This is a genomic window from Nocardia sp. NPDC050630 (assembly GCF_044457245.1).
GTDB lineage: Bacteria > Actinomycetota > Actinomycetes > Mycobacteriales > Mycobacteriaceae > Nocardia.
This window is the reverse complement of the sequence record NZ_JBITGN010000011.1, coordinates 227745-254560: the sequence shown is the minus strand read 5'-3', so window position 1 is coordinate 254560 and position 26816 is coordinate 227745. Positions and strand designations below refer to the sequence as shown.

Genomic DNA, 26816 nt, shown 5'->3' with positions numbered 1-26816 from the left:
GGGGGCCAAGGACGAGGCCACCGCACTGGTACGGCGCTATATGCTGAGGTACACCATCAAGCAGGACCTGTATATGGGCGAAATCGACTCGTTCAAAACTCAGCGCGACCCGATCTCCACGGTCCCGATGGAGCTGGCGGAAGCTGGATTCGCCGAAGCCGAGGAGATCGGTCGCGGCGGATTCGGCGTGGTGTATCGGTGCACCCAGACGGCCTTGGATCGGACTGTGGCGGTAAAAGTTCTGACCGCCGACCTCGCCGAGGATAACCGGGAACGGTTTGTTCGGGAGCAGCGGGCGATGGGCCGGCTGACCGGGCACCCGAACATCGTGGAAGTACTGCAGGTAGGCACCACCGCATCCGGTCTGCCCTATCTGGTGATGCCCTACTACCCACAGGATTCCCTCGACGCCCGAATCCGTCGTCACGGTCCCCTGTCGGTGGCCGAGACCCTGCGAGTGGGAGTGAAACTCGCCGGGGCGCTGGAGACCGCGCATCGGCTCGGCATCGTGCACCGGGACGTCAAACCCGCCAACATCCTGATCACCGATTACGGTGAGCCGGCACTGACCGATTTCGGGATCGCGCGTATCGCCGACGGATTCCGCACCACCACCGGCACGATAACGGGTTCGCCGGCATTCACCGCACCGGAGGTGCTCGCGGGAGAACAGCCGACCGCGGCGGCCGATGTCTATGGTCTGGGCGCTACCTTGTTCGCGGCGTTGACCGGGCATGCGGCGTTCGAGCGACGCAGCGGCGAGCAGATGGTGGCCCAGTTTCTGCGGATCACCACGCAGCCGACTCCGAATCTGTGCGAGCAGGGCATCGATGAGGACCTCTCGCAGGTGATCGAACGTGCCATGGCCAGCGTTCGGGAGCAGCGGCCCGCCATGGCGGCCTTGGGCGAGCAGCTGCAGCAGTTGCAGGTCAGGCACGGGTGGCCGGTCGATGAGATGGCGGTGCGGGCCGCAGCGGGTTCCGAGCAGCAAGAGAGCACCCCGGTTCCATTGACCACCGGCCCCTCGCCGGTGCGGGGGCCCGTGCCGTCCGGTTCTTCGGCCAGCGAACAGACGTCTCTTCCTCTGGAGCTGACAAGCTTCGTCGGTCGCCGTGTCGAATTGACCGAGGCCAAGAGTCTGCTGGCGAGCTGGCGGCTGGTGACACTGACCGGGATCGGTGGGGTGGGCAAGACCCGACTGGCGTTGCGGGTCGCGACCGGTGTGCGACGCGACTTCACTGACGGGGTGTGGCTGGTCGAGCTCAGCGAACTACACGACGGTGGCCTGCTGCCGGGGGTGATCGCTGCCGCTGTGGGGTTGCGTCCGCGGGGACAGTCGGTGCTCGACGTACTGATCGAATATCTGGCGCCAAAGCAGTTGCTGCTGGTGCTCGACAATTGCGAACAAATCGTGGATGCGGCAGCGAAGGTCGCCGACACTCTGCTGCGCGCGTGCCCGGGACTGCGGATCCTCGCCACCAGCCGCGAGCCTCTGGGCATCGGCGGGGAATCCGCGTTGCGGGTGCGGCCGCTGGCCGTTCCCGATCCAGATCGAGAACCGTCGCTGCGGGGTGCGCCCCGCTATGACGCGGTCACCCTGTTCGTCGAACGGGCCGCCGCCGCGGTGCCCGGCTTTGCGCTCACCGAGGACAACCTCGCCACGGTAGCCGAGATCTGCCGCCACCTCGACGGGCTGCCGCTGGCCATCGAGTTGGCGGCAGCCCGGCTGCGCGCACTGTCACCCGAACAGATCCTGCAACGGCTCACCGACCGGTACGCACTGCTGACCCGCGGCAGCCGCAACGCGCCGAGCCGCCAGCAGACCCTGCGGTGGTGCATCGACTGGAGTTACTCGCTGTGCACCCCGGCCGAACAAGCGGTCTGGGTACAGCTGTCGGTGTTCGCCGGCAGCTTCGAACTCGACGCCGCCGAGCAGGTGTGCCGAGACGACCTCGGAGCGGAGGATCTGCTCAATGTGCTCACCGCGCTGGTCGACAAGTCCATCCTGATCCGCGAAGAGTCGGACTCGGTGGTGCGGTTCCGGCTGCTCGAGACGGTCCGTGACTACGGCCGCGACAAACTCGACGAAGCCGGCGAATACCTGGAATTGCGGCGCCGGCACCGGGACTGGTACCGGCAGCTCGCCGAGGACGCCGAGGGCGACTGGATCAGCCCTCGACAACTCGACTGGATCGCCCGCCTCGACCGCGAACAACCGAACCTGCGCGAGGCATTGGACTTCTGCCTGACCGACACCCGAGCAGGATCCGACGCCGCGTTGTCGTTCGCGGCAGCCCTGCAACTGTTCTGGTTCTCCCGAAGCCAGCTCGGTGAGGCTCGGCACTGGCTCGACCGCGCCCTCGCCAGCGCACCCGCCACTGCCACGCCGGCACGCGCCAAGGCACTGTGGCGAGCCAGTCTGGTGACCGAATCCCAGGACGATCTCCCCGCGGCATCCGCACTGGTCAGGCAGGCGCGGGCGCTCGCCGAACAGACCGAGCATCCGATCGTGCACGCGTTCGCGAACCTCACCCAAGGTCTGCACGCGGTCCGCATCGCCGATGCTGCGCGCGCCTGCGCTCCCCTGGAGGCCGCCCTCGAGACGTTCGATGCGCAGGGCGACGTCTACGGGCAGGTCTGGGCCCTGCTCGGGCTCGGCTGGGTGCACGCATTGCGGGAGGACAGCGCACCAGCTTTCTCCTACTTCGAGAAGGCCCTCGCGATAATCGAATCCCACGGCGAAGCCGTGCATCGGTCAATCGCCTTGTGGGGGGCGGCGGTCGCCGCGTTGCTTCGGGGTGATCGCGATCGTGCGCTAGGGCTGCTGCGGCAGCAGTTGCAGCTGGCCAGGCGACAGAAAGATCTGCTCCTGGCTGCGTTAGCCCTGGAAGCACTGGCATGGATTGTGGGAATCGAGGGCAGCGCGCGGCGCGCCGCCGTCTTGTTGGGCGCCGCGCACGCACTGGCTCAGGCGATCGGCGGCTCTGCCATATTGTTCCCGGACCTGGCCGTCCACCATGAGGACTGCGAGCGAGCCGTCCGTCGCACGCTTGGCCAGCGATCCTTCGAGGCTGCCTACCGCGAAGGCGTCGCACTGGATCTCGACGCCGCGACCGACTACGCCCTAGGAGAGCAACCAAAGGCCACGGCTGTCGGCCCGGCGGAGCTGACCAGACGGGAGCAGGAGGTCGCCGACCTCGTCGCCGACGGCCTGACCAACAGGGCAATCGCCACCCGCCTGAGCATCTCGCTGCGCACCGCTGAGGGACACATCGAACACATCCTGACCAAACTCGGATTCACCTCGCGTGCCCAGATCGCCGCCTGGGTCGCCGAGCGGAGCCGACTCGCACACAGTTGAAGGTGTCAGACCGGGTCATCCCTTTGATCGATCGGCGAGATCGCCCCACGCCGCCCAGGTGATCCGGCCACTCTGTACGCGTCCTTGGAGCAGGCGAAGCGCGAGGTTGGGTCCCGGAGAAGACGGCCATCATCGATATTGTGCGATGCTTGGAGATTCCACGAACAGCACTCAGTTGTTGTGTCTCGCAATGACATTGATCGATCAGCCCGTGAAGCGGGTAGCTCCTGCGTCCTGTCGCCGTGGCGACTCCAACAGGTGATCGGTGGCAGAGTCAGCTGCTGGGGAAGTGGCAGACTCCCACCGATTCCGGCCGACCGTTGCACGACGCCGCCACCGGTTCGGAGATAGTCCGCATCTCCAATATCGAGTCTGTACAAATACTATTTTCGCTCCTATTGATACCTAGGACTTATCAATAAGGCCTGGGTGGGGACTAGGCATTTGTCTGGGGTGATCGGCGTCACAGGCTGACACCATCGACGGATATGCCAAGGCGGCGAGTGCCCGCCGCACGCCGGAGCGTAGGCGCTCGACGCGGCGGTGCGATCGAGAACTCGAGGCCGGCGGGGTGCGCATCCCGCGGGTGGACCGTCGGGACAACGAATTGACCCCGCAGGAGGACGCCGTCGCGCAACTGGTGGCCCAGGGTTTGTCGACCCGCGAGGTCGCGGCCTAGCTCATCTCCCCCGAAGACCGTCCAATATCACCTGACCCGTATCTACACCAAACGCGGCATCCGTTCGCGGGCCGAGCTGGCCGCCAAGCGCGGCCCACGCTGAAGCTGCATCCGCGGGGTCGACGGATACGCCGCCACCGCAACGACATCGGAGCAAGCAATGACCGCCACCGAAAACGCCGTCACGGCGCTGGACATCGAATACGGGTCCGGCCGCTCCACGCACGACCGTGTCGCCGATCCGTTGCGTCCGGAGATCGCCCTGTCCTGGCGGCGTTCCCGGGTCAGCGGCTTGGATCCCGGCGCACCGAACATGCGTTTCGAGGCCGATGCCGTCCGCCGGCGCACACGCATGCTTGCTGCGGCGGCGCCGGTGCTGGCCCGGTTGGCCGATGAGCTGTCCGACACCCCCTACTGCGTGCTGCTCGCCGACCGGGAGGCGCGCATTGCCGAGGATCCGGCAGGCTCGGCCGTACTGCGAAAACGGCTGGCGGGCATCGGCGTAATCGCCGGTGGGGTGTTCCTGGAGGAGACCACCGGCACGAATTCCCTTGCCACCGCGCACGAATTGCGGCATGGCGTCGTTGTCCACGGCGACGAGCACTATCTCGAGCCGTTCAAGGCGTTCAGCTGCTACGGCCATCCGGTCATCCACCCGGTCACCCACCGGCTCGAGGGCGTACTCGATATCACCTGCCTGTCCGAGAACGCTTCCCCACTGCTGAAACCGCTGGTGGCGCAGGCGGTCCGGGATATCGAGTCCAATCTCCTCGAGATCGGCCGCCGGACCGAGCGGCGGCTACTGGCCGAGTTCCAGATCGCCACGAGCGGGCACGACCGGCCGGTGGTCGGGCTTGCGGCCGGAGCGGTGCTAGCGAACCGGGCCGCGACCGAACTGCTCGCCCCCGCCGATCACCTGCGGCTGGGCGAACTTGCCGCCGAACTTACCGTCCGCCGTGGCCGCCGGGTGATCGAGCGGACGGAGACGATCACCCTCGCGACGGGGTCGACAATCATCGCGCGTATGCGAGTCGTGGAGCCCGGATTGGACGCGGTGCTCGTCGAACTCGCCCCGGAAGCGCTAGGCGCACAATCGAACCGGATGGCGTCGGTGGGCGGGGAACTGGTGGCGGGCCGACCGGTGTATGTCGGCGGAGCGCCGGGCACCGGCCGTAGCAGCACCGCACGCGCATTGACCGGCGACGGTCCGGTCGTCGTCTTGGACGGCGCGGGCGACGACCGGGCATGGTCGGCGCTGCCGCGAATGCTCGCCGTCGAGCGCGCCTCTGTGCTGATCGCCGAGAACATCCATCTGCTGCCGGAATCACGCGCCGTGCAGCTACACCGCATCCTGGAATCGACCCAGGTGCGCGCCGTACTTACCGGCCCGGCGCCGGATAATCTGAGCTGCTATCCGGCCATACTCGCCGCCTCGTGCGCCACCCACATCGAACTTCGAGATCTGGCGGAGCGACCAGCGGAGATTCCTGATCTGGTGCACGGCATACTCGACAAGCTCGGCCTCGCCGGGCACGTCCGCTTCACCGCAGCCGCACTGGCCGCGCTCGCCCAGCAGCCGTGGCCGGGCAACCTGCGCGAACTCGAGACGGTTGTGGGCACGGCGGTCGAACACCGCTCGGTCGGCGACATCGTGCCGAGCGACCTGCCCGAGCGATATCGCATCGGTCAACGGCGTTCGCTGAATCCGTTGGAGCGCGCGGAATTCGACGCGATCGTCGGCACCCTGCGAGCGTGCGGCGGCAACAAACAGCGGGCCGCCCAGCAGCTCGGCATCAGCCGGACAACGCTCTACAACCGAATGCGGACACTGCGCATCCCTGGATGAGCGGTGTCCAGGATTTGAACACAGTTCCATAGCGACCGGTCCCTACCGTGACCTGTGCAACATTCACAGGCGAAGGAGCCGTAGCATGCAGATCACCGCAGCCCTGACCGAAGACAAGGGCGCAGAATTCACTCTCACCCCGCTCGAGCTGGACGCGCCGCGGCCGGGTGAAGTCCTGGTCCGGTTGGTCGGTTCGGGCGTTTGCCATACCGATCTCATCGTCCGCGATCAGTGGTACCCCGTGCCGCTGCCGGCGGTGCTCGGGCACGAGGGCGCAGGTGTCGTCGAGGCGGTCGGCGCGAACGTCACCGCTGTCGCACCCGGCGATCACGTCGTGATGACATTCAACTCCTGCGGCGGCTGCCGGACGTGTGTGTCGGGCCGGCCGGCATACTGCGACCAGTTCTTCGCCTACAACTTCGCCGGTACCCGCATCGACGGCAGCACCCCCTTGCACCGCGACTCCGCGGATATACACGCTGTGTTCTTCGGGCAGTCCGCCTTCGCCACGCACGCGGTGGCCACCGAAACCAATGTGGTGAAGGTGGATCGGTCGGTTCCGCTGGAGCTGCTCGGCCCGCTCGGCTGCGGCATCCAGACCGGCGCCGGGGCCGTGCTCAACACCTTGCACCCGCCCGCCGGCAGCAGCCTTGCCATCTTCGGCGCCGGGTCGGTGGGCCTGAGCGCCGTTATGGCCGCGGTAGTCGCGGGGTGCACCACCATCATCGCCGTCGACCTCAACCCACAGCGCCTCGAGCTGGCCCGGGAACTGGGCGCCACCCATATGATCAACGGCGGTGAGGGCGACACCGTGGCCCGCATCCAGGAGCTCACCAGCGGCCTCGGCGTGGACTATTCAATCGAAACCACCGCTGTCCCAACGGTTCTGCGGCAGGCGGTGGACGCGCTCAACCAAGGCGGCACCTGCGGGCTCATCGGCGCGGCCGCGGTCGGTACCGAGGCCGCGATCGACATGTCGGTGCTGCTGTTCGGGCGCACCGTGCGCGGCATCGTCGAGGGCGACAGCGTCCCGCGAACCTTCATCCCGAAGCTCGTTGAGCTGTACAAGCAGGGCCGGTTCCCGTTCGACAAGCTGATCAAGACCTACCCGTTCAGCGAAATCAATACCGCCGTCGCCGATTCGGAGAAGGGCGTCACGCTCAAGCCCGTGCTCACTTTCGACTGAGCCGACTGAGCCGACCCTCACTCCCCGTCAAAGAATCCGGAGCCACTGATGACTACGACCGTCGATACCGACACCTTCCTGACCTACGACACCTTCTTCATCGGCGGTGGCTGGGTCCGCCCCAGCACGGGGCGCGTGATCACCCCGATAAACGCCAGCACCGAACAGCCCCTCGGCCGCGTGCCCGAAGGCGCCGAACCCGATATCGACGCCGCCGTGGCCGCCGCGCGCGCCGCCTTCGACACTCCGGATGGCTGGTCGGGCTGGGCGCCGGCCCGCCGCGCCGAGGTGATGGATCGGCTCGCGGACGCCATCGACAAGCGTGCCACCGAGTTCATCGCTCGGGTGGGTGCTCAGAACGGCATGCCGGCAGCAGTGGCGCAGCAGCTCGAAACCGGTTATCCCACAGCGGTTTTGCGGTACTACGCCGGGCTGGCGCGCGAGCTCTCGCTGGTCGAGACTCGAGAAGGCTTGTTCGGCGGGCCGATCGACGTGCGCAGGACGCCCGTCGGTGTGGTGGCCGCCATTGTGCCGTGGAACTTCCCGCAGGCGCTGACCATGTTCAAGGTCGCCCCCGCCCTGGCCGCCGGGTGCACCATGGTGATCAAGCCGTCACCGGAGACGGTGCTGGACGCCTATCTGCTGGCGGAGGCTATCGAGGAAGCCCAAGTGCCCGCAGGCGTAATCAATATCGTCCCGGCCGGACGGGAGGTGGGCGCGTATCTGGTGGCGCATCCGGGCGTCGACAAGGTCGCCTTCACCGGTTCGACCCCTGCCGGCCGCTCGATCGCGGAGGTGTGCGGGCGGCTGCTGCGGCCGGTCACTTTGGAACTCGGTGGCAAGTCGGCGGCGATCGTACTCGATGACGCAGAGCTGGATCTGGCGAAAATCGGCGCGGGACTGTTCACCTCGACGCTGCTCAACAACGGCCAGACCTGTTTCCTCGGTACCCGGGTATTGGCGCCGCGCAGCCGCTACTTCGAAGTGGTGGACGCGTTCACCGCCTTCGCGGGGTCGCTGGCCGTCGGCGCCGCCGCCGATCCGACCACTCAGATCGGCCCGATGGCCACTGCGCGGCAACGAGATCGGGTCGAGTCCTACATCGCCAAGGGCCGTGCCGAAGGCGCCCGGCTGACCGTCGGCGGTGGTCGGCCCGCCGACCTCGACAAGGGCTGGTTCGTGCAGCCCACGGTATTCGCCGACGTGGACAACGACACCACCATCGCGCGGGAGGAGATCTTCGGCCCGGTGCTGTCTGTCATCGCCTACGACGACCTCGACCACGCGATCCGCATCGCCAATGACACCGACTACGGTCTCGGCGGCACGGTCTGGACATCCGATCCGAACCGCGGCGCGGCGGTGGCCGCTCGCGTCCGCACCGGAACCATCGGCGTCAACCGCTACATCCCGGATCCCGCCGCGCCGTTCGGCGGTGTGAAAGCCAGCGGCCTCGGCCGGGAACTCGGTCCGGAGGGTCTCGCGAGCTACCTACAGTTCCAAACCATCTACCGCTGATCGCCACCCCACCTTCAGCGAACGCCAGCTCGGCTCGCGCAGCGGTCGATGCGGTCATGGGCGGCATCGCCGACACCACCGATTCCCGTGTACGCGAGCTGATCACCGGCCTGGTGCGGCACCTCCACGCGAGGTGCGCCCGGCCGCCGCGGAGCGGGAACGCGCGATCGGATCCCGGACCGCCTTCGGGCAGAAAAGCGACGACACCCGCCAGGGTTCGCGCTGCTGTCCGACATCCCTCGGACTCCAATAGAGGCCACGCACATCTGGGACGTGGTGTCCCGGAGGCCTGCCGTGCCGCGCGTGCACAGACCCGGCAGCGCCGATCACAGCGTCCCCGACAGCGGGCTGAGCACTCGCCAGATCTGAGAAGTAGAACCTAGGAGCAACAGATGACCACAACTGAATTTCCGGAGACCCGCACGGCCACAGGCTTAGTGCGCGGTCGCCGGGAGGAAGGGCTCGCGGTCTTCCGCGGCATTCCGTTCGCGCAGCCGCCGGTGGGCGAGCTGCGCTTCACCGCGCCGAAGCCGGTCGAGGGCTGGGACGGGGTGCGGGAGGCGTTCGCGTTCGGGCCGCCGCCCCCGCAGGAACCGATGCTGCCGCCGACCGACGCTCCCGCCGATGTGCCGGCCGGTGACGACTGGCTGACCATCAACGTCTGGTCGCCGGAGGCCGACCCGGCCGCGCGCCGCCCGGTAATGGTGTGGATCCACGGCGGTGCCTGCAAGTTCGGCTCCGCCGATGACCCCACTTACGACGCCAGCCGCCTCGCCCGTGACGGCGAGCTGGTCGTCGTGACCTTCAACTATCGCGTCGGCATGGAGGGCTTCGCGCAGCTGGAGGGCGCACCGGCCAACCGCGGCCTGCTCGATCAGGTCGCTGCCCTGGAGTGGGTGCGGGAGAACATCGCCGCCTTCGGTGGCGATCCCAACCAGGTCACCCTCTTCGGCGAGTCCGCCGGCGCCGCGACCATCGCCGCGCTGATGGCCATGCCGCGCGCCCGGGGCCTGTTCAGCCGCGCCATCGCGCAGAGCGTGCCCGGCACCTTCCTCTCCCCGGAGCTGGCCGCCGACATCGCCGGTGTGCTGGCGGGCGAGCTCGGGCTGGGCCCGACGGTGTCCGGCCTGGCCGGCGTGGATCCGCACAAGCTAGCCGCCGGGGTGGCCGCCGTGAGCACCCGGATGCCCCAGTACGCCGGCCGCTGGGGCACGCTGGCGCACACTCCCACGGCATACGCGCACGTTATCGACGGCGACGTCCTGCCCGTCGCGCCCTGGCAGGCCCTCGCCGAGGGTGCCGCTCGCGAGGTGGACCTACTCGTCGGGCACACCCGGGACGAGTTCCGCACCTTCCTCGGCCTCGGCGGGCTGTTCGGCCAGATCGGCGACGACCTCGCGGCCATGGCACTGAACGCCCTGGCGCCGGTGCCCGATGCCGTACAGGCGTACCGTGCCGCCTACCCGGGGGTCTCGGCGGAGGGCCTGTTCGAACTCGTGCACTCCGACTGGCTCTTCCGCATGCCGTCGCTGCACCTCGCCCAGGCCCACGCGGCCGGCGGCGGACGCGCTCACCTCTACGAGATCACCTGGTCCACCCCGGTGAGCGGCGGTGCCCTGGGCGCCTGCCACGGCGTGGACCTGCCCCTGGTCTTCGGCAGCTACAGCGGTGGTTTCGGACAGCTGCTGATCGGGGAGCCCACGCCTGAGACCGAAGCCCTTTCCTCCCGCTTCCGCTCCATCTGGACCACCTTCGCCGCCACAGGCGATCCGGGCTGGCCCGCATACGACGCCGAAAGCCGCCTCACGCAGCTAATCGACACGGATCTGACGGTCACCCGCTACCCGGAGGAGGCCTCCCACCGGCTCTGGCAGAACCACACCTTTGCCGCCCTGCCCCTGGTGGCGGACGCCGGGTAGGCCGATCCGACACCTTTACAACACGCACCGAACCATAAAATCAACGATCCTCGGCTGGAGTACTTCACGAGCGGCACGGTCCCGCTCGGCTGTAACCGCACTGGGCTGGGCAACCGGTACGTAGCCCCGACAGCACCAGCGCATCAGGGGCGGTCGCCGTGCTGGGCCTTGGCGAGCAGTGTCTGCAACGCCTCCGCCTCCACCGGGCGCGGGTTGGCGTAGGGGGCACCCAGTACCGCCTCGACGACCTTCGGCAGATCGCGCTCGTCCATCCCGAGGTCGGCGAGCGCCGTCGGGGCGCCCAGTGATCCGGCCAGGTCCCACAACGCGCCCGCCGGGTCGCCCGTGCCGAGCACCCGTTCGAGCGCGTCGCGCATCGCTTCCGCGGCGGGGGCGTTGAACGCCACCACATGCGGCAGCACAACGGTGTGCACCTCCGCGTGCGGCAGGTCGAACGTGCCGCCGAGTACGTGACAAAGCTTGTGGTGCAACGACATTGTCGTCGCACCCAGCACCGCGCCGCACAGCCACGAACCGTACAGCGCACGGGTACGCGCCTCGTGCCCATCGGTGCCCAGTCTGGGCAGCGCGTCCACCATCGCTCGCGCGCCTTCCTCCGCCATCAGCGACACGATCGGCGACGCGTCCGGCGCGTATAAACCCTCCACGGCATGTGCGAGCGCGTTCATCCCGCTCGTCACCGCCAGCCCGACCGGCAGTGTCGCCGTCAGCTCCGGGTCGTACACCACACTCCGCGGCAGGACCGCCGCATCCCGCCCGGTGCGTTTCACCCCGTTCTCGGTCAGGCCCCACACGGGCGTCATCTCCGACCCGGCGTATGTCGTCGGCACGGCGACAACCGGCAGTCCGTGCGCCAACGCGATCGCCTTGCCCAGGCCGATCGTCGAACCACCACCGACCGCCACGCACCCGTCCGCGCCCCGCTCCCGCGCCGTCGCACGAGCCGCGTGCGCGACCTCGACCGGCACGTGCATTCGGGCTTTCGGGTACACCCCGGCCGAACGCTCGCCCAGCATCCCGGCGACGCGCATGGCCAGCTCCTCCTGCCCGGGTGTGGACAACACCAGCACACGCCCCAGCCCCAGCGCCTCGACCTCGCCGGCCAGCTGCCGCACCCGACCCGGGCCGAACGTGACGCGCATGGGCTGTGCCTGGTACGCGAACTCAGTCCACATGTGCTGCCTCCATGGGTTCGACGACAAGATCGAAGGTCGCCAGGCGGAACGGTTCCGCCAGGCCATAGCGCCCGGCAATGTCCATGTCGGACACCCACGCGAAGTCCGCCACCAGCGACCGCTTGACCGCGAACACCGCGTCCGAGTCGATATGGGGACTGTCCGCGACGAAGATATGCGTGGTCAGTTCCCGGTACCCCGGAGCCGCCACGATGAAATGGATGTGCGCGGGCCGGTACGGATGCCGCCCCAGCGCCGCGAGCAATTCCCCCACCGGCCCGTCCGTGGGGATCGGATAGTGGCTCGGCACGACGGTCCGGAACCACACCCGCCCGTCGTCATCCGCGTGGAAAAGACCGCGTCCGTTGCCCGTGGGCTGCAGGTCCGGCTGCTGCACGTCGTAGAAGCCGTCCTCGGTGCACTGCCACACATCGACCACCGCGCCCGGCAGCGCCCGGCCGTCCGGATCGAGCACCCGCAGGTCCACCACGCACGGCGCCCCACCGAGCGCGTCGATCGACGCGCCGATCGCGCGTTCGGGTGAGGCGGTCATATGGAAGGGACCCAGCACGGTGCTCTCGGTGCCGGTGCCCTGCCCGTTGATCGTCTCGACAAGCATCGACACGCCCAGCACGTCCGACAGCAGCACGAACTCCTGGCGCGTGTCGTCGCATTTCTGCCCCACCGCGGTCAGGAACCCGATCGCCCGCTCCCATTCCGCGACGGTGAGACGCGTCTCGCGTACATATCTGTGCAGGTGCCCGACAAGCCCGGTGACGAGCTCCCGCAACCGCGGATCGGTCTCGGCACCAATACTGTCGACGACGGCTTCGGCCGCCGACTCTTCCGTGAAATCCATGACCGGCTCTCAGAAGTGCAGCAGCTTCTCGGCATTGAGGTGGCTGATTTTAGCCCGGTCGGCCTGGCTCAACGGAGCCGAGGCGAGGAACTCCGTCGCCGTCCCCATCTCCTCGAACGGGTAGTCGGTGCCGAACAGGATGTGGTCGGCTCCCAGCGCCAGGAGCGCGCACAGCAGCGGCGGCGCGTCACAGACCCCGCTGGTCGTGATGTAGAGGTTGTGCCGCAGGTATTCCGATGGGTTGCCACGCTTCAGTTCGATGCCGTGATGGTTGTGGAAACCCCACCGGGAATCCAGCCGCCACAGCGCGTACGGCAGCCCCTCGCCCATGTGGCCGAGCAGGAGTTTGGCGTCCGGGAAGTCGTCGAACACGCCGCCGAAGATCAGCCGCAGCGCGTGTGTGGCTGTGTCGGTGCCCCAGCTCCACATCGGCCCGGTCAACTCGGGGTGACCGGATAGGACGTGCGAGGCATCGAACCCGTTCGCCGGGTGCAGATACAGCGGCACATCGAGCCCTTCGGCGTACTCCCACACCACCCGCAACGAGGGGTCATCGAGGTATTTTCCCTGGGTGTGGGCATTGACGAGCGCGCCGCGCAGGCCGAGCTGACGCACCGCCCGATCGAGCTCCTTGGCTGCGGCTTCACCGTCTTGCAGCGGTAGCGCGGCGAACCCGGAGTACCGGTCGGGATGCTCAGCGATCAACCCGGCGAGCAGGTCGTTGACCGCCGCCGCCCGGGCCACTGCGAGCTGCGGATCGGGCTCGGCCTGGATACCGGGCGAGTTCAGCGACAGCACCGCGACGTCGACGCCCGCCGCGTCCATCTCGGGAAGGCGCTGCTCCGCCAGGTCGGCCAGCCGCCTGCTCGCCTCCGCCCACACGTGCGGCTGCGCGATGGTGCTGGTTGAGGCGCCGTAGCCGGCCAGCTCGGCGGTCACGAAGTGCTCTTCCAACGCGATGGTCCGCATCAACATCTCCATTTCACTAATATGCATTGACTTCACTCATAGTGGAAGCTAGCGTTTCCGATGTCAAGGAAAGGGGTTGAATCGCCAATGGATGCCGATGTCGCCGTTGTGGGATACGGACCAGTCGGGATGAGCACGGCCGCACTACTGGCCGCCGGGGGTCACCGGGTCGTCGTGCTGGAGCGCTACCCGGGGCTGTACAGCCTGCCGCGGGCCGCGATCTTCGACGACGAGACAATGCGCACGTTCGCCCGCCTGGGCATCGCCGAGCGCCTGCTGCCGAAGCTGCACGTGCAGCGCAATTACGAATGGCGCAACGGCGCCGGGGATCTACTCATCGACGTCGAGTACGCCGAGAGGGGCCGCAGCGGCTGGGCCGAGTGGTACATGATGTACCAGCCGGATCTGGAGGACGCGCTCCACGAGGTATGCAGCGAATCGTCCCTGGTGGACGTCCGATTGGGACACGCGGTGACCGGTATCGCCGAGGACCGGGACGGGGTCGAACTCACCCTCGACGGGGCCGCCCCGGTGCGAGCCCGCTACGTCGTCGCATGCGACGGCGGAAACAGCTTCGTCCGCCAGGCACTGGACATCGGCCAGTTCGACTACGGCTTCTCCGAGCCCTGGCTGGTGTGCGACTTCCGGTTCCGTCGCGAGGTTTTCGTGCCGCCCGCGCTGCAGGTCGGCGATCCGCGCCAGCCGGTCTCGATCATCTCGCTGGGCCCGGACCACCACCGGTTCAGCTTCATGCTCGACTCAGCCGAGGACTTCGCGACCGAGCGCCAGCCCGACCGCGTTTGGCGGCGCGTCGCGAAGTACCTCAGCCCCGACGACGCCGAGCTGATCCGCCCCGCGACGTACACGTTCCGCTCGCTCATCGCCGACCACTGGCGCCTCGGCCGGGTCCTGCTCGCGGGCGACGCGGCACATCAGATGCCGCCCTTTCTCGGGCAGGGCATGTGCTCCGGCGTGCGCGACGCACAGAACCTCGCCTTCAAACTCGATCTCGTGCTCACCGGCCGCGCGGGCGACGAGCTACTCGACACGTACCAGACCGAGCGCGAGCCGCACGTGCGCGCGGTCACCGAGAAGGGCATCGAACTCGGACAGGTGCAGACCCTGCGCGATCCGGCCGCCGCGGCCGAACGCGACCGGCGCCTGCTCGCCCAGCGGGCCGCGAGCCAGGCGCCGGAGAAGATCCGTTTTCCCGGTCTGGGCCCCGGTTTCCACGCGAACGGCCCCGGGCACGGCGAGCTGTCACCGCAGGGCGTGGTCGGCGAGGGGGCGCGGCGTGGACTGCTCGACGAGGTCATCGGCGGTGGATTCCATTTGCTGACAACGGAAACCGACGTGGCCGACCTATCCGTCGCGGACGTGCGGGTCGCGGTGCTGAGTCGCACCCCCGGCGCCGGGCTGCTCCACGACGTGGACGGCACCTACCACGACTGGCTCGCCGGCCTCGGCTGCACGGCCGCGCTCGTGCGCCCCGACTTCTACGTCTACGGCACCGGCACGGCCCGCGAACTCGTGGCCGCGTTCCACGAAAACCTCGAAACCACAACAGTTTCCGTCTGAAGCCCCACCGTGGGGTGTTTCTGCAACGAGGCATGAATAGCAATGCACACCAACCTTCCCCAAGCCCAGGCGGGCACCCGTCCCAGACTGCCCGAACGGCGTATGCTCGTCCTCGCGGGCTTCTTCGCCGCGCTCGAGGGCTACGACCTCGCTTGCTACGGCGCGACCGTGCCGTCCCTGCTGCACGACCACGCGATGGCCGCGACCAAGGCCAGCGCCGGCACCGTCGGTTCGCTGGTCGCGGTCGGCATGATGGTCGGCGCGGGACTCGCCGGGGCGCTGGTCAACCGGTTCGGCGCGCGGAAACTGTTGCTCGCCGGGACGATCGCGTTCTCGGCCGGGATGCTGGTCTGCGCGGTCGTGCTATCGATCGCGGTGTTCGGCACGGCCCGGCTGATCGTCGGCGTCGGGCTCGGTGCGGTGCTGCCCACGTTGACCACCTACGTCGCGGAACTGTCCGCGCCGACGCGCCGTAGCCGCAATATCGGACTCATGATGGCCGGGTACGCGATGGGTGCACTGGCCGCTCCGCTGCTCGCGACGGTGCTCCTGCCCGTCGCGAGCTGGCGGTGGATCTACGTCATCGGCGCGGCCCCGGCGCTGGTGATCCTGCCCATCGCGGCACGGCGACTGAGCGAAAGCCCCGTCCAGCGGCCCGAATCGCGGCCGGGCCGCGAACTATTCGGGCTGCGGCCACTGCTCTCGCGCGGTGTGTTCGCCGCGACGCTGCTGTTCTGGTGTATGTCGTTCTGCGGGCTGCTGCTCGTGTTCGCGGTCGGCACCTGGCTGCCGACGATCATGCAGGCCAACGGGTATTCGCTCGGCTCATCGCTGCTGCAGACCGCGGCGATGTGGCTGGGCGCGGGACTCGGCATGGTCGTGGGCGGGCGGATCGGCGACAAGATCGGCGTGCAGCGGGTCGTCGTCGTGGCCTTCGCGGTCGGTGCGCTGAGCCTGCTCGGCATGAGCGTGCGGCCGCCGCTGGTGTTGCTATTCCTGCTGATGTTCGCCAGCGGCCTCGGATTCATCGGCTCGCAAGTCCTCACCAACGCGCTGGTCGTCACGCGCTATCCGGACGAGTTGCGCGGCCCCGGCATCGGCTGGGCGCTGTCGGTCGGGCGGCTCGGCGCGATCGTCGGCCCATCGCTGGGTGGCGTGATCCTGTCGTCGCAACTGGACGCGCGCTGGAACTTCTACCTGTTCGCGATCCCCGGCGTGCTCGGCGCGGTGCTGGCCGCGTGCGTGCCAGCGATCCGCCGACGGTCCGTATAGTGCATCCGTGTCAGCAGAACCAGGTGAGACGCCCGCGCGGCAAGGCATCCAGTCGGTCGAGATCGCGATGACGGTGCTGCGGGCCATGGAGCAGTTCGCCGGGCCGGCCAGCCTGACCCAACTCGCCGCGGCGTCGGGCATGCAGCCCAGCAAGATCCACCGCTATCTGGTGAGCCTCGGCCGGATCGGGCTGCTGTCGCAGTCGCCCAGCTCCGGCCTGTACGACTTCGGCCCCGCCATGCGGCGTCTCGGAGCGGAAGCGCTGCGCCGCATGGACGAGGTCGGGCTGGCCTCGGAATACCTGCCCGGCCTGCGAGATCGCACGCGCCATGCGGTCAACCTCGCGGTATGGGGAGATCATGGGCCGGTCGTGGTGCGTTGGGACTACGGGTCCTACGCCCTACCGATCACCGTCCGCATCGGGGCGACACTGCCACTGCTGACCTCGTCGGTCGGACGCGTCTACCTCGCGCACCTGCCGGCCACGCTGACCGACCCGATCGCCGCCACCCAGCCCGCCGCCCTCACGGCCGCGGAAATCGAACAGATAAAACAGGACGTGCACCGCGACGGCTACGCCGTCACATCCGGCGGCGTCATCCCCGGCGTCACATCGGTGGCCGCCCCGGTGTTCACCACCGGCGAATCGCTGCCGCTGGCCGTCGCGCTCGCCCTGCCCGAGCAGCACGCGACCCCAGACGTGCTACGAGACATCTCCGCCGAACTGCTCGAAACGACGAAGGCCATGTCGGCCGAGATCGGGCACCAGCCCGAGCCAGCCCGGCCGCGGCGGCGTCGGTAACTTCGGTCGGCATCGCCGGTCCTTGCCTACGCGCTAGCGCTCGGTGGCGAACACGGCGCGATCCGATCCGAGATCCACTGCACCCCAGTGGATCTCGGCTCAGGCGTTGGCGTTATCCGTTCGCCGCTTGGATGAGTGCGTCGGCCAAGGCCTCGGGCTGAGTGAGTTGTGATTCGTGGCTGCCCGGGGTGTAGATGAGCGGGGCATCGGGCAGGCGCTCGGGAAAGCGTGGCGCCCAAGCGAATTCGCCGGGCGGAAGCGCGAGGTCGTCCTTGGACAGGACGTAGGTCGAGGGCAGTCGCAGGTGTGCCCATTCGTCCAGGTCGAGGGATTCGTTCATGGTGTGGAAGGGCTGACGCTCCAGCAATGGGTAGAAGAGGCGCTGGGTTTCGGGTGACGCGTCCTGCATGAATCCGGCGCTGAAGACGTCGAATGGGAACATGACCGAGTTGTCGCTCGACGCTGCGGCGGAGGCGCGGAACATCTCGCCGTAGGCGGGCGGGCACAGATCGATCAACGTTTCGCCGCTGTGGGGGACGAAGGCGCTCCAATACACCAGCCGGGCGATGCGGGTGGCCAGCCGGACCGACGCGCCCGACACCGGGAAGCCGCCCCAGCTGTGGCCGACCAGCACGATGTTCGTCAGACCGGCCCGCTCGACGTAGTCGACCAGATAGTCGACCACGTCGGACAGGTGCACATCGGCGCGCTGGTCATCGGGATTCAGTCCGGGCAGCGTGGGCGTGTAGACGGCGTGGCCGCGGGTGCGCAGGTGTTCGGCGACCGGGCGCCAGGTCCACCCGCCGTGGCAGGCACCGTGTACGAGGACGAAGGTGTGGGACATCGCTGTCTCCTCCTTGGTTTGGTGATGAATGACCGGCGGGCACGGCGGGAGAATTCCGGCGGCCGGTTTACTGGATCTCGGTGCAGACGACAGACTGACCGACTGGTTGACAACGCTCCACGTGAGCCCAGTCACTATGTGACATTTCAAGGTACGATGTCAATAGATTTGAAACATTTATCCGGCGACGAGGCAGGAGGAGCGGGATGAGACCACGCGCTCTGGTGTTCGACCTCTACGGCGAGTACTTCCGCTACACCGGCGGGGCCGCCAAGCTCGGCGCCCTGACTAGCCTGATGGGTGTCTTCGGTGTCGAAGCGGCCACGGTTCGGGTGGTGATGACCCGGCTGCGCAAGGAGGGCTGGTTCGACTCGGAGAAGTCCGGGCGCGAGGTCACCTACCTGCTCAACGACAAGAGCTGGCGACTGCTCGACGACGGCCGCACCCGCATCTTCGGCCGGCATTTCGACGAGTGGGAGCGCGGTTGGATCCAGGCACTCGTCGACGATTCGGTGTTGGACCGAGACCAGCGCAAGCGCATCGACAAGGCGCTGACCTGGTGGGGTTTCGGAAATTACGGTGGTCCGGTCTGGTTCTCGCCGCACGACCGGGAGAAACAGCTGCGCGAGATGCTCTCCGGCGACGACGAGCGGTGCATCCAGTTTCTGCGCAGCGCCAGCGCGGGACTGTCGAGTGATCGGCTGATCGCGGAGCGCTGCTGGGATCTGCGCGAACTCGGCGCCGACTATCAGGGCTTCATCGAGGAATATCGGCCGCGGCTGGCCCGGTTCCGTCGCGAGCGGGACGGCGCTAACGCGCTGATCGAGCGCATGCGGCTGATTCAGCACTACCGACGCTATCCATTCCGCGATCCCGACCTGCCCGAGATGCTGTTGCCTGCCGGATGGCGCGGCCGCGACGCCCATGCGGTGTTCACCGAGTGTCACGACATTCTGCGTGCGCCCGCCGAAGCCTTCGTCGCCTCGGTCGCGGCCGAGGGATCGACTGATATGTAACAGACATATTGACTTCCTTGTCATTTCTGTCACATACTTTCGGCAGTTCGCCCGAGATCCGGGTCATAGTCACCAAAAGGGCCGGCCACGATGTCACTCCCAGATCCCCAGCACACCCCGCCACGACCGTTGCGCGTCGCCTGTATCGGCGGCGGGCCTGGCGGGTTGTTCGCCGCGATCGCGCTGGCGCACACGACGCCGGGCACGGTCATCGATGTGTTCGAACGCAACAGCGCCGAGGACGTGTTCGGTTTCGGGGTGGTGTTCTCCGACGCGACACTGGACAACGTCGACGCGATCGATCCGGTGCTGCGGGATACCCTGGCCGAGCACGGTCGACGCTGGGACGCGATCGAAGTTCACCTCAAGGGCGCCACCGTGGCGGCGGGCGGCAACGGGATGTCGGCGGTGCATCGGCGGGTGCTGCTGGACGCACTGCGACGGCGCGCGGCCGAACTCGGTGCCCGGCTGCACTTTTCGGCCAGCGTGACCGTCGACGAACTCGACGCCCGCGGCGACTACGACCTGATCATCGCCGCGGACGGCACGAATTCGGCGGTGCGGCAGCGCTTTCTGGATGAGCTTGGGCATTCGGTGGAGACGGCGGCGGTCAAATTCATCTGGTTCGGCACCACCTACCAGTTCGACCGGCTGACCTTCCTGCACGAGCGGTCCGACCACGGCAATTTCGCCGTGCACGGGTATCCGATCGGGTCCGGGCTGAGCACCTTCATCGTCGAGGCCGACGAATCAACGTGGCGCCGTGCGGGTCTGGACGGGTTCGACACCACTGCCGCACCGGGTACATCCGATCTGGTCACCCAGCAGTACCTCGAGAGCCTGTTCAAGGAGCGGATCGACGGGCACCCGCTGGTCGCCAACAACTCGCGCTGGTCCAACTTCCGCACTCGCCGCACGCGGCGCTGGCACGCCCGGACTGCGAACGGCACGCCGGTGGTGCTGCTCGGCGACGCCGTGCATACCGCGCATTTCTCGGTGGGCTCGGGCACCAAGATGGCGATGGAGGATGCCGCGGTCCTGGCCACGGAGGTGGCCAAGGATCCCCGCGACCTGGACGCGGCACTGCGACGCTTCGAGCAGGTGCGAATCCCTCAGGTAGCCAAGATTCAGAATTCGTCGCAGCCGAGCCTGTCATGGTGGGACCACTTCGGTGAGTACTACCAGGCCTTCGAGCCGTGGCAGTTCGGATTCCACTTCTTCAGCCGCGCGATCTCGGCGGAGAAGATCCGGGTACGCGATCCGCGATTCATGGCCGACACCGAATCGGCCTGGTACGCGAAATATGGCGCGGCACCACTTGATACGCCATTGCAGATAGGCGATCGCGTCCTGCGGTCACGGCTGGTGCGGGTACTCGACCATGATGCCGACCGGCTTCGGTTCGGCGATGACGTCACGGTGCTGACCGCCGCGGTCGACACGCACGCGCTTCCTCTGGTGGCCGCGCCGGACACCGACGGCACCGCACTCACCGCCGCTGTCCGCGAGCAGCTCGATGAGGTGTGCGCGCGGCGACCGGATGCGGTCGTGGTGCGCGGGGGCACCTCGTTGTCTCGTGCCCTGTGCTCGGAGTACACGCGGTTGCGCCACGGCACGGCGACCGTCCTCCTCGAACAGCCCGCCGCCGTGCGGGCCCGCCGCGCGGTCGATGAAAATGACTGCGCCGCAACACTTGTCCTGTCCGGCCGAGCCGACGCCGTGGCGTTCGAACCGGCCCGAGCCCCCGCCCGAACCGACGCGGAGGTCTCGCGATGAACCGGCCAGCCCTGAACTCCGATGCCTTGCCCGGCGTGCGTCCGCGGCTCGATCGGTTGTTCCGCCCGTCTTCGATCGCCGTCGTCGGCGCGTCGGAATCTCCCGGCAAGCTCGGGGCGGTGATGCTGCAGGCGGTCCGCCGCGGTGCCGCGCATGCGGTATACGGCATCAACCCCAAGGCCGGCGGCGATGGTTTCCTCCCCACGCTGCGTGCCGCCACCGACGCTCACGGCGACGCCATCGACCTTGCGGTGCTGTGCGTTCCGGCCGCGACCACCCCGGACGCACTCAGCGAGGCCGCCGAGTACGGCGTCGGTGCCGCCGTGATCTGCTCCGGCGGTTTCGCCGAGATCGGCGGCGACGGACTCGGATTGCAGGAGCAGGTGGCGAAAATCGTTGCCACCGCCGGCATTCGGGTGCTGGGTCCGAATACCTCCGGATTCTTCCGGCCCGGTGTCACCACGGTGAGCTTCGTGCCGACCGTCACCGAGCTTCGCCGCGGTTCCGTCGCCGTGGTGGCGGCCAGCGGCGGCATGAACCACGCGCTGTCGTTCCTGCTGTCCGAGCGCGGGGTCGGCGTGGGCTTCGGTGTGGGACTGGGCAACTGTGTGGATGTGAGCACGATCGACGTGCTCACCTATCTGAGCGGCGATCCAGGGATCTCGGCCATCGCCCTGCATATCGAATCCGTCGACGAGGGGGAGGCGCTGCTGTCGGCGGTGCGGACGGTGAGCGCGACCAAGCCGATCGTGGCGATCGTGGTCGGGCGTAGTGACGTATCAGCCTTCGCCGCCTCACATACCGGCGCATTGGCGACCTCGTGGCGGACCACACGGGCACTGCTGGCCCAAGCCGGTGCGGTCGTGGTGGAATCGGAAACCGAACTCGTCGACGCCCTCGCCGCGCTCAGCCGGACCCGGCTGCCCGCGCGCGCCAACCCGGGCATCGGGGTGGTCACCGCACAGGCCGGTCCCGGACTGATGCTGCTGGATCACCTACTGGCGCACGGGCTTCAGGTACCGGCGCTGACGTCTGGAACCCAGGATCGCCTCGGTGAATTGCTACCGCCGATGACCTTCCAGGCCAATCCCGTCGATACCGGCCGCCCAGGTCCCGGCTTCGCCGAGGTGCTCGCCGCGACCGCCGCCGATCCCGGTATCGACGCCCTGGCGGTGTACGCGCTCGCCGAACCCGACGCCGTCGATCTGGCCGATGCCGTACACCGTTCCGGTGTCAGCGGGAAGTTGCCCGTGCTGCTCGGTATCAGCGGTCCCGCCGCCGCGGTCGGTGAAACGTATACCACCGCAGACGAACTCGGTATCCCGGTCCTACCCGGCCCGAGCGCGGTCGGTACCGCGATCCGGGCGCTGGTCCTCGACGCGAAGTCCCGGTACCTGAACATCGGCGACGGGGACTGGGACCCGGTCGAAGCGTCGTCGATCGCCTTGCCCGCCGACGAGGCCGCCGCGAAAGATCTGCTGGACCTGCTCGGCATCGCGACTCCGCCGCGGCGAGCGTGCGCCGATCGCGCCGCCGCCCACCAGGCTCTCGCTGAGCTGCCGACGCCGGTGGCGGTCAAGATCCTCGACCCCGCGGTGCTGCACAAAACCGAGATCGGCGGCGTGCATCTGAATGTGCGCACCGCTGAGGAACTCGATCACGCGCTGCATGCGCTCGATGCCATTGGTGCCCCGGCGTATCTGGTCGAGTCCATGGCCACCGCAGGTGTCGACCTGTTCCTTGGCGTGCGTCGTGACCCGGTGTTCGGCCCGATCGTGGTCGCAGGACTCGGCGGCACAGCGGCCGAGGCGATCGGCGATGTAGCGATCCGCGGTCACCACCTCACCCCCGCGGGCGCCGCCGCCATGCTGGACGACCTGCAATGCGCGCCACTGCTCGACGGATGGCGCGGCGGGCCGGTGCTCGACCGGACCGAATTCGCCCGTATCGCACTCGCACTCACGGCCTACCTCACCGACCACCCGGAGATCGGGGACCTCGAGATCAACCCGCTACGCCTCACCGCTACCGGACTCATAGCCCTCGACGCGGTCATCGTCGCGCAGCCCGCACCTCTCGCGCTCGAAGGAGAGCCCCAATGACAGCACCGCACACCGACTCCATCGGGGGTCGCAGGCAGGCGCGGACACCGGTGCCCATCGACGGCGTCGTGCCCTGGCCCGAGGACGTCGCCGACCGGTATTGCAAGGCTGGGTACTGGCAGGGCAGGTCGCTGACCTCCTATATCGCCGACCAGGTGGCCCGCCGCCCGGACGACGAGGCCATCATCGATGGAACCACCCGGCTCACCTATCGGCAACTATGGAGCCGCGCCCGGGCGAGCGCGCAGGCCCTGCTCGATCAGGGGATCGGACCCGGCGACCGGATCGTGCTGCAACTGCCCAACGGTTGGGAGTTCGTCGCATTGACGCTGGGCTGTATGCGTATCGGCGTCGTCCCGGTGATGGCGTTGCCCGCGCACCGCAAGCACGAACTCACCCACCTGGCGGCGCTGTCGGAGGCGGTGGCGATCGTGGTCACCGACCTCGACCGCGACACCGATCTGCGCCAGATCGCCCAGCAGGTGTCCGCCGCGGTGCCCAGCATCCGATCTGTGCTCGTGCACGGCGAATTATCTTCCGGCCCCACCGAATACGCGCGAGAGCACAGCCTCGCCGCGAGCCTGGAGACCGTCGCCCGCTTCGCCGACGCCGACTACGAGCCCGGCGGCTCCGACGTCGCCTGCCTGCTGCTCTCCGGCGGCACCACCGGACTGCCGAAACTGATCGTACGAACCAACGACGACTACGCCTACAACATACTGCGCTGCAACGAAGTCTCCGAATTCGATTCCAGCACCGTGTATCTGGGCACGCTGCCGAGCAGCCACAATTTCCCGCTGGCCTGTCCCGGCATCCTGGGAGCACTGTTCGCCGGTGGCCGTGCGGTGATGCTGCCCAGCCCCGCCGCCGAACGCGCGCTGCGCACCATCGACGCCGAGGGCGTGACCGTGGCCGCGGTCGTGCCCGCGGTCGCGCAGAGCTGGATCGAGCACCAGCGTGAGCACCACACCTTGCGCGGCAGCACCCTGCGCGCCCTGCAAGTGGGTGGCTCCCGCATGCCCGACGAGCTGGCCGCGCGAGTCGAACCCGTGCTGGGCGCACGACTGCAACAGGTGTTCGGCATGGCCGAGGGACTGATCAACATGACCCGCCTCAACGACACACCCGAGATCATCCTCAATACCCAGGGCCGTCCAGTCAGTCCCGCCGACGAGATCTTGGTGGTGGACGAATACGGAATCCCCGTGCCCGACGGCACCCCGGGCGCGCTACTGACCCGCGGGCCCTACACCCCGCGCGGGTACTTCCGTGCGCCGGAACACAATACGCGCGCCTTCACCGCCGATGGCTGGTACGCCAGCGGCGATATCGTCGTGCGCCGCCCGGACGGCAACCTGATCGTCGCCGGACGCGACAAGGACATGATCAACCGTGGCGGCGAGAAGATCTCCGCCGAGGAGATCGAGAATTTCGCCTACCAGGTCGACGGAGTGGAGATGGCCGCCGCGATCGCCATGCCCGATCCGGTGCTGGGTGAGCGGCTTTGCCTGTATCTCACAGTGGCACATGGTCATTCGGTGTCTCTCAACGATGTTCTCGCTGTCATGAACAGTGCGGGCGTGGCCCGGTTCAAACTGCCCGAACACCTGGTGCTGGTCGACACGATGCCCACCACGAAGGTCGGCAAGATCGACAAGAAGGCCCTCCGCGAAGACATCCGGGCGCGACTGGACAGTGAGCACGAGCCCGCCTGACACCACATCTTCCCTTCCGACGAAAGCGACACGACCATGACCGCCGCCGAATCACATCTCGACGACCAACTGCTCGAACAGCTCTATGCGGATTTCGATACCGCCCACCTGAATCCGCTGTGGACCCAGCTCGGCAGCCTGATGCCGATGGTCCCGACCCCGAAAGCCGTTCCGTTCGTGTGGAAATGGTCCACGCTGTATCCGCTCGCTCAGCGGGCCGGTGACCTGGTTCCGGTCGGGCGCGGCGGGGAGCGGCGCGCCATCGCGCTGGCCAATCCCGGCCTGGGCGGGGTCCCCTACGCCACTCCGACACTGTGGGCGGCGATCCAGTACCTGGGCCCCAAGGAGACCGCGCCCGAACATCGCCACAGCCAGAACGCTTTCCGGTTCGTCGTGGAGGGCGAGGGCGTGTGGACGGTCGTCAACGGCGACCCGGTCGCCATGCGCCGCGGCGATTTCCTGCTAACCCCGGGCTGGCACTTCCATGGCCACCACAATGGAACCCACGAGCCGATGGCATGGATCGACGGCCTGGACATCCCGTTCCAGCACTACACCGACACGTCGTTCTTCGAATTCGGCTCCGACACCGTGACCGACGACGCCACCCCCGATGTGTCGCGGTCGGAGCGGTTGTGGGCGCATCCGGGCCTGCGGCCGCTGGTCGGGCTGGACGCCAAGACCAGCTCTCCCATCGCCGCCTATCGGTGGGAACACACCGATGCCGCACTGCGCGAACAGCTTTCCCTCGAAGACGAGGGCTACCCGGCCACGACCGAACCCGGGCACGCCGCCGTCCGCTACACCAACCCCACCACCGGCGGCGACGTGATGCCGACCATCCGCGCCGAATTCCACCGACTGCGCGCCGGGGCGCACACCCGCCCGCGCCGCGACGTCGGTTCCGCGGTCTACCAAGTCTTCGACGGTGCGGGCCGATTCCGGTCGGGCGACAAGACGTCTCAGGTCGTCAAGGGTGATCTGATCGTGGTCCCGTCCTGGACCGAATGGTCGATCGAGGCCGACACCGAGTTCGACCTGTTCGCCTTCTCCGACGCCCCGATCGTCGAACGCCTGCACCTGCACCGCACCCACCTCAGCGAAGGAGCCTGACCCGCCATGAAACTCGCCACCCTGCGCCTGCACACTTCGACCGCCGCCGTACGAGTCGACGACGACTCGACCGCCACCGTCATCGACGGCTACGCCGACCTATCCGAACTGCTGTCCGATCCCGACTGGAAGACGCTGGCGCAGAACGCGTCCGGAGCCACCGTCGACCTGGCTCGCGCCGACTACGCGCCGGTGGTGCCGCATCCGGGCAAGATCGTCTGCGTCGGCCTCAACTATCGCAGCCACATTCGAGAAATGGGTCGCGACCTGCCCGAATACCCCACCCTGTTCACGAAATTCGCCGACGCCCTGACCGGCCCCTACGACGAGGTGGTCGTCCCCGCGCACGCCGCGTCCGAACTGGACTGGGAAGCGGAACTGGCCGTGATCATCGGCAAGCAGGCCTACCAGGTGCCCGAGCCGGAGGCCGCCGACTACATCGCGGGCTATTCGGTGATCAACGACTACACCATGCGCGACTACCAGTACCGCACCCTGCAATGGGACCAGGGCAAGAATTTCTACCGGACAAGCGGTTTCGGCCCCTTCCTGGTCACCGACTACACCCTCGGCACCCGCATCGAGACCCGTCTCGAAGGCCAGGTCATGCAGAGCGCCACCACCGACGATCTGGTCTTCACCCCCGCCCAGCTCGTCGACTACATCTCCCACATCGTCCCACTGCATCCCGGTGACGTCATCATCACCGGCACCACCGGTGGTGTCGGCCACGCCCGCAAGCCCGCGCGCTACATTCAAGACGGCGAAACCGTCGAGGTCAGCATCGACGGCATCGGCACCCTCGAGAACAAGACAGTCATCAAATAGGCTCGGCGACAGTGACATTCAATAGTCTCGACCTATCCGAGCGGCTGCTGGTCGCCCGGCGTGGCACCGCGTACTTCGCCCAGCGCCTCGCTGAACTGACCGATGGCGAACTCGGCGGCGATACCCTGCTGCCCGACTGGTCCCGCCGCCATCTGCTCGCCCACGTCGGCTACAACGCTGCCGCCCTGTGCCGCCTGCTCGACTGGGCGGCCACCGGCGTCGAAACCCCCATGCCGC

Annotated in this window: 18 protein-coding genes and 2 pseudogenes; 16 read left to right on the top strand and 4 right to left on the bottom strand. The window is 67.9% G+C overall.

Features of this window, described 5'->3' with window-relative positions; all coding sequences use genetic code 11:
- The first annotated feature begins 73 nt into the window (after positions 1-73).
- The 6 genes and pseudogenes from ACIBG0_RS26720 (at position 74) to ACIBG0_RS26695 (ending at position 10509) form a co-directional block, all read left to right on the top strand.
- Positions 74-3361 carry a protein kinase gene (locus ACIBG0_RS26720; RefSeq protein WP_397035869.1) on the top strand — a complete coding sequence of 1096 codons (3288 nt, stop codon included), beginning with the start codon at positions 74-76 and terminating at the stop codon, positions 3359-3361.
- Positions 3362-3902: 541 nt separating this feature from the next.
- Positions 3903-4143, top strand: a pseudogene (locus tag ACIBG0_RS26715) (helix-turn-helix transcriptional regulator); the annotation flags it as partial.
- A gap of 57 nt (positions 4144-4200) precedes the next feature.
- Positions 4201-5886: a sigma-54-dependent Fis family transcriptional regulator gene (locus ACIBG0_RS26710; protein WP_397035836.1), complete on the top strand. Its 1686-nt coding sequence runs from the start codon at positions 4201-4203 to the stop codon at positions 5884-5886.
- A gap of 85 nt (positions 5887-5971) precedes the next feature.
- A complete protein-coding gene (locus ACIBG0_RS26705; protein WP_397035834.1) occupies positions 5972-7072 on the top strand; it encodes an NAD(P)-dependent alcohol dehydrogenase in 1101 nt (366 codons plus the stop codon).
- Between the two features lie 48 nt (positions 7073-7120).
- Positions 7121-8590 (top strand): aldehyde dehydrogenase, encoded by a 1470-nt coding sequence (locus ACIBG0_RS26700; protein WP_397035832.1) that lies wholly within the window; start codon positions 7121-7123, stop codon positions 8588-8590.
- Positions 8591-8982: 392 nt separating this feature from the next.
- Complete coding sequence (locus ACIBG0_RS26695) at positions 8983-10509, top strand: carboxylesterase/lipase family protein (protein ID WP_397035830.1); 1527 nt, start codon at positions 8983-8985, stop codon at positions 10507-10509.
- Between the two features lie 143 nt (positions 10510-10652).
- Here the strand turns inward: ACIBG0_RS26695 and ACIBG0_RS26690 are convergent, their stop codons facing one another.
- From ACIBG0_RS26690 to ACIBG0_RS26680, 3 genes are read right to left on the bottom strand one after another with little or no spacing between them, the layout of a single operon-like run.
- Positions 10653-11705 (bottom strand): maleylacetate reductase, encoded by a 1053-nt coding sequence (locus ACIBG0_RS26690; protein WP_397035828.1) that lies wholly within the window; start codon positions 11703-11705, stop codon positions 10653-10655.
- A complete protein-coding gene (locus ACIBG0_RS26685; RefSeq protein WP_397035826.1) occupies positions 11695-12564 on the bottom strand; it encodes a dioxygenase in 870 nt (289 codons plus the stop codon). Before ACIBG0_RS26685 ends, ACIBG0_RS26690 begins: the two co-directional genes overlap by 11 nt.
- Positions 12565-12573: 9 nt before the next feature.
- On the bottom strand, positions 12574-13503 hold the full coding sequence (locus ACIBG0_RS26680; protein WP_397035824.1) for an amidohydrolase family protein: 930 nt from the start codon (positions 13501-13503) through the stop codon (positions 12574-12576).
- A 90-nt stretch (positions 13504-13593) separates the two neighbouring features.
- Between ACIBG0_RS26680 and ACIBG0_RS26675 the strand changes: the two genes are divergently transcribed.
- The 3 genes from ACIBG0_RS26675 to ACIBG0_RS26665 are packed head-to-tail and all read left to right on the top strand — an operon-like array spanning position 13594 to position 17185.
- Entirely contained in the window at positions 13594-15111 is a 1518-nt protein-coding gene (locus ACIBG0_RS26675) for a bifunctional 3-(3-hydroxy-phenyl)propionate/3-hydroxycinnamic acid hydroxylase (protein ID WP_397035822.1), read from the top strand.
- 42 nt (positions 15112-15153) lie between these two features.
- Entirely contained in the window at positions 15154-16383 is a 1230-nt protein-coding gene (locus ACIBG0_RS26670; RefSeq protein ID WP_397035820.1) for an MFS transporter, read from the top strand.
- Positions 16384-16390: 7 nt separating this feature from the next.
- Positions 16391-17185: an IclR family transcriptional regulator gene (locus ACIBG0_RS26665; RefSeq protein ID WP_397035818.1), complete on the top strand. Its 795-nt coding sequence runs from the start codon at positions 16391-16393 to the stop codon at positions 17183-17185.
- A gap of 112 nt (positions 17186-17297) precedes the next feature.
- Here the strand turns inward: ACIBG0_RS26665 and ACIBG0_RS26660 are convergent, their stop codons facing one another.
- Entirely contained in the window at positions 17298-18029 is a 732-nt protein-coding gene (locus ACIBG0_RS26660; RefSeq protein WP_397035816.1) for an alpha/beta fold hydrolase, read from the bottom strand.
- Positions 18030-18235: 206 nt separating this feature from the next.
- Between ACIBG0_RS26660 and ACIBG0_RS26655 the strand changes: the two genes are divergently transcribed.
- The 7 genes and pseudogenes from ACIBG0_RS26655 to ACIBG0_RS26625 all read left to right on the top strand — a co-directional run.
- On the top strand, positions 18236-19045 hold the full coding sequence (locus ACIBG0_RS26655) for a PaaX family transcriptional regulator C-terminal domain-containing protein (RefSeq protein ID WP_397035814.1): 810 nt from the start codon (positions 18236-18238) through the stop codon (positions 19043-19045).
- Between the two features lie 90 nt (positions 19046-19135).
- Positions 19136-20821 carry an FAD-dependent monooxygenase gene (locus tag ACIBG0_RS26650; protein ID WP_397035812.1) on the top strand — a complete coding sequence of 562 codons (1686 nt, stop codon included), beginning with the start codon at positions 19136-19138 and terminating at the stop codon, positions 20819-20821.
- Positions 20818-22923 (top strand): acetate--CoA ligase family protein, encoded by a 2106-nt coding sequence (locus ACIBG0_RS26645; protein ID WP_397035810.1) that lies wholly within the window; start codon positions 20818-20820, stop codon positions 22921-22923. Before ACIBG0_RS26650 ends, ACIBG0_RS26645 begins: the two co-directional genes overlap by 4 nt.
- The gene (locus tag ACIBG0_RS26640; RefSeq protein ID WP_397035808.1) at positions 22920-24638 is read left to right on the top strand and encodes a (2,3-dihydroxybenzoyl)adenylate synthase; all 1719 of its coding nucleotides are present in this window, start codon (positions 22920-22922) and stop codon (positions 24636-24638) included. The genes ACIBG0_RS26645 and ACIBG0_RS26640 overlap by 4 nt, the downstream gene beginning before the upstream one ends.
- 36 nt (positions 24639-24674) lie before the next feature.
- Positions 24675-25751: a cupin domain-containing protein gene (locus ACIBG0_RS26635; RefSeq protein WP_397035807.1), complete on the top strand. Its 1077-nt coding sequence runs from the start codon at positions 24675-24677 to the stop codon at positions 25749-25751.
- 6 nt (positions 25752-25757) lie between these two features.
- Positions 25758-26579, top strand: a complete 822-nt coding sequence (locus ACIBG0_RS26630; protein WP_397035805.1) for a fumarylacetoacetate hydrolase family protein — start codon at positions 25758-25760, stop codon at positions 26577-26579.
- An 11-nt stretch (positions 26580-26590) separates the two neighbouring features.
- Positions 26591-26812: pseudogene (locus ACIBG0_RS26625) on the top strand (maleylpyruvate isomerase N-terminal domain-containing protein); the annotation flags it as partial.
- Between the last annotated feature and the right edge of the window lie 4 nt (positions 26813-26816).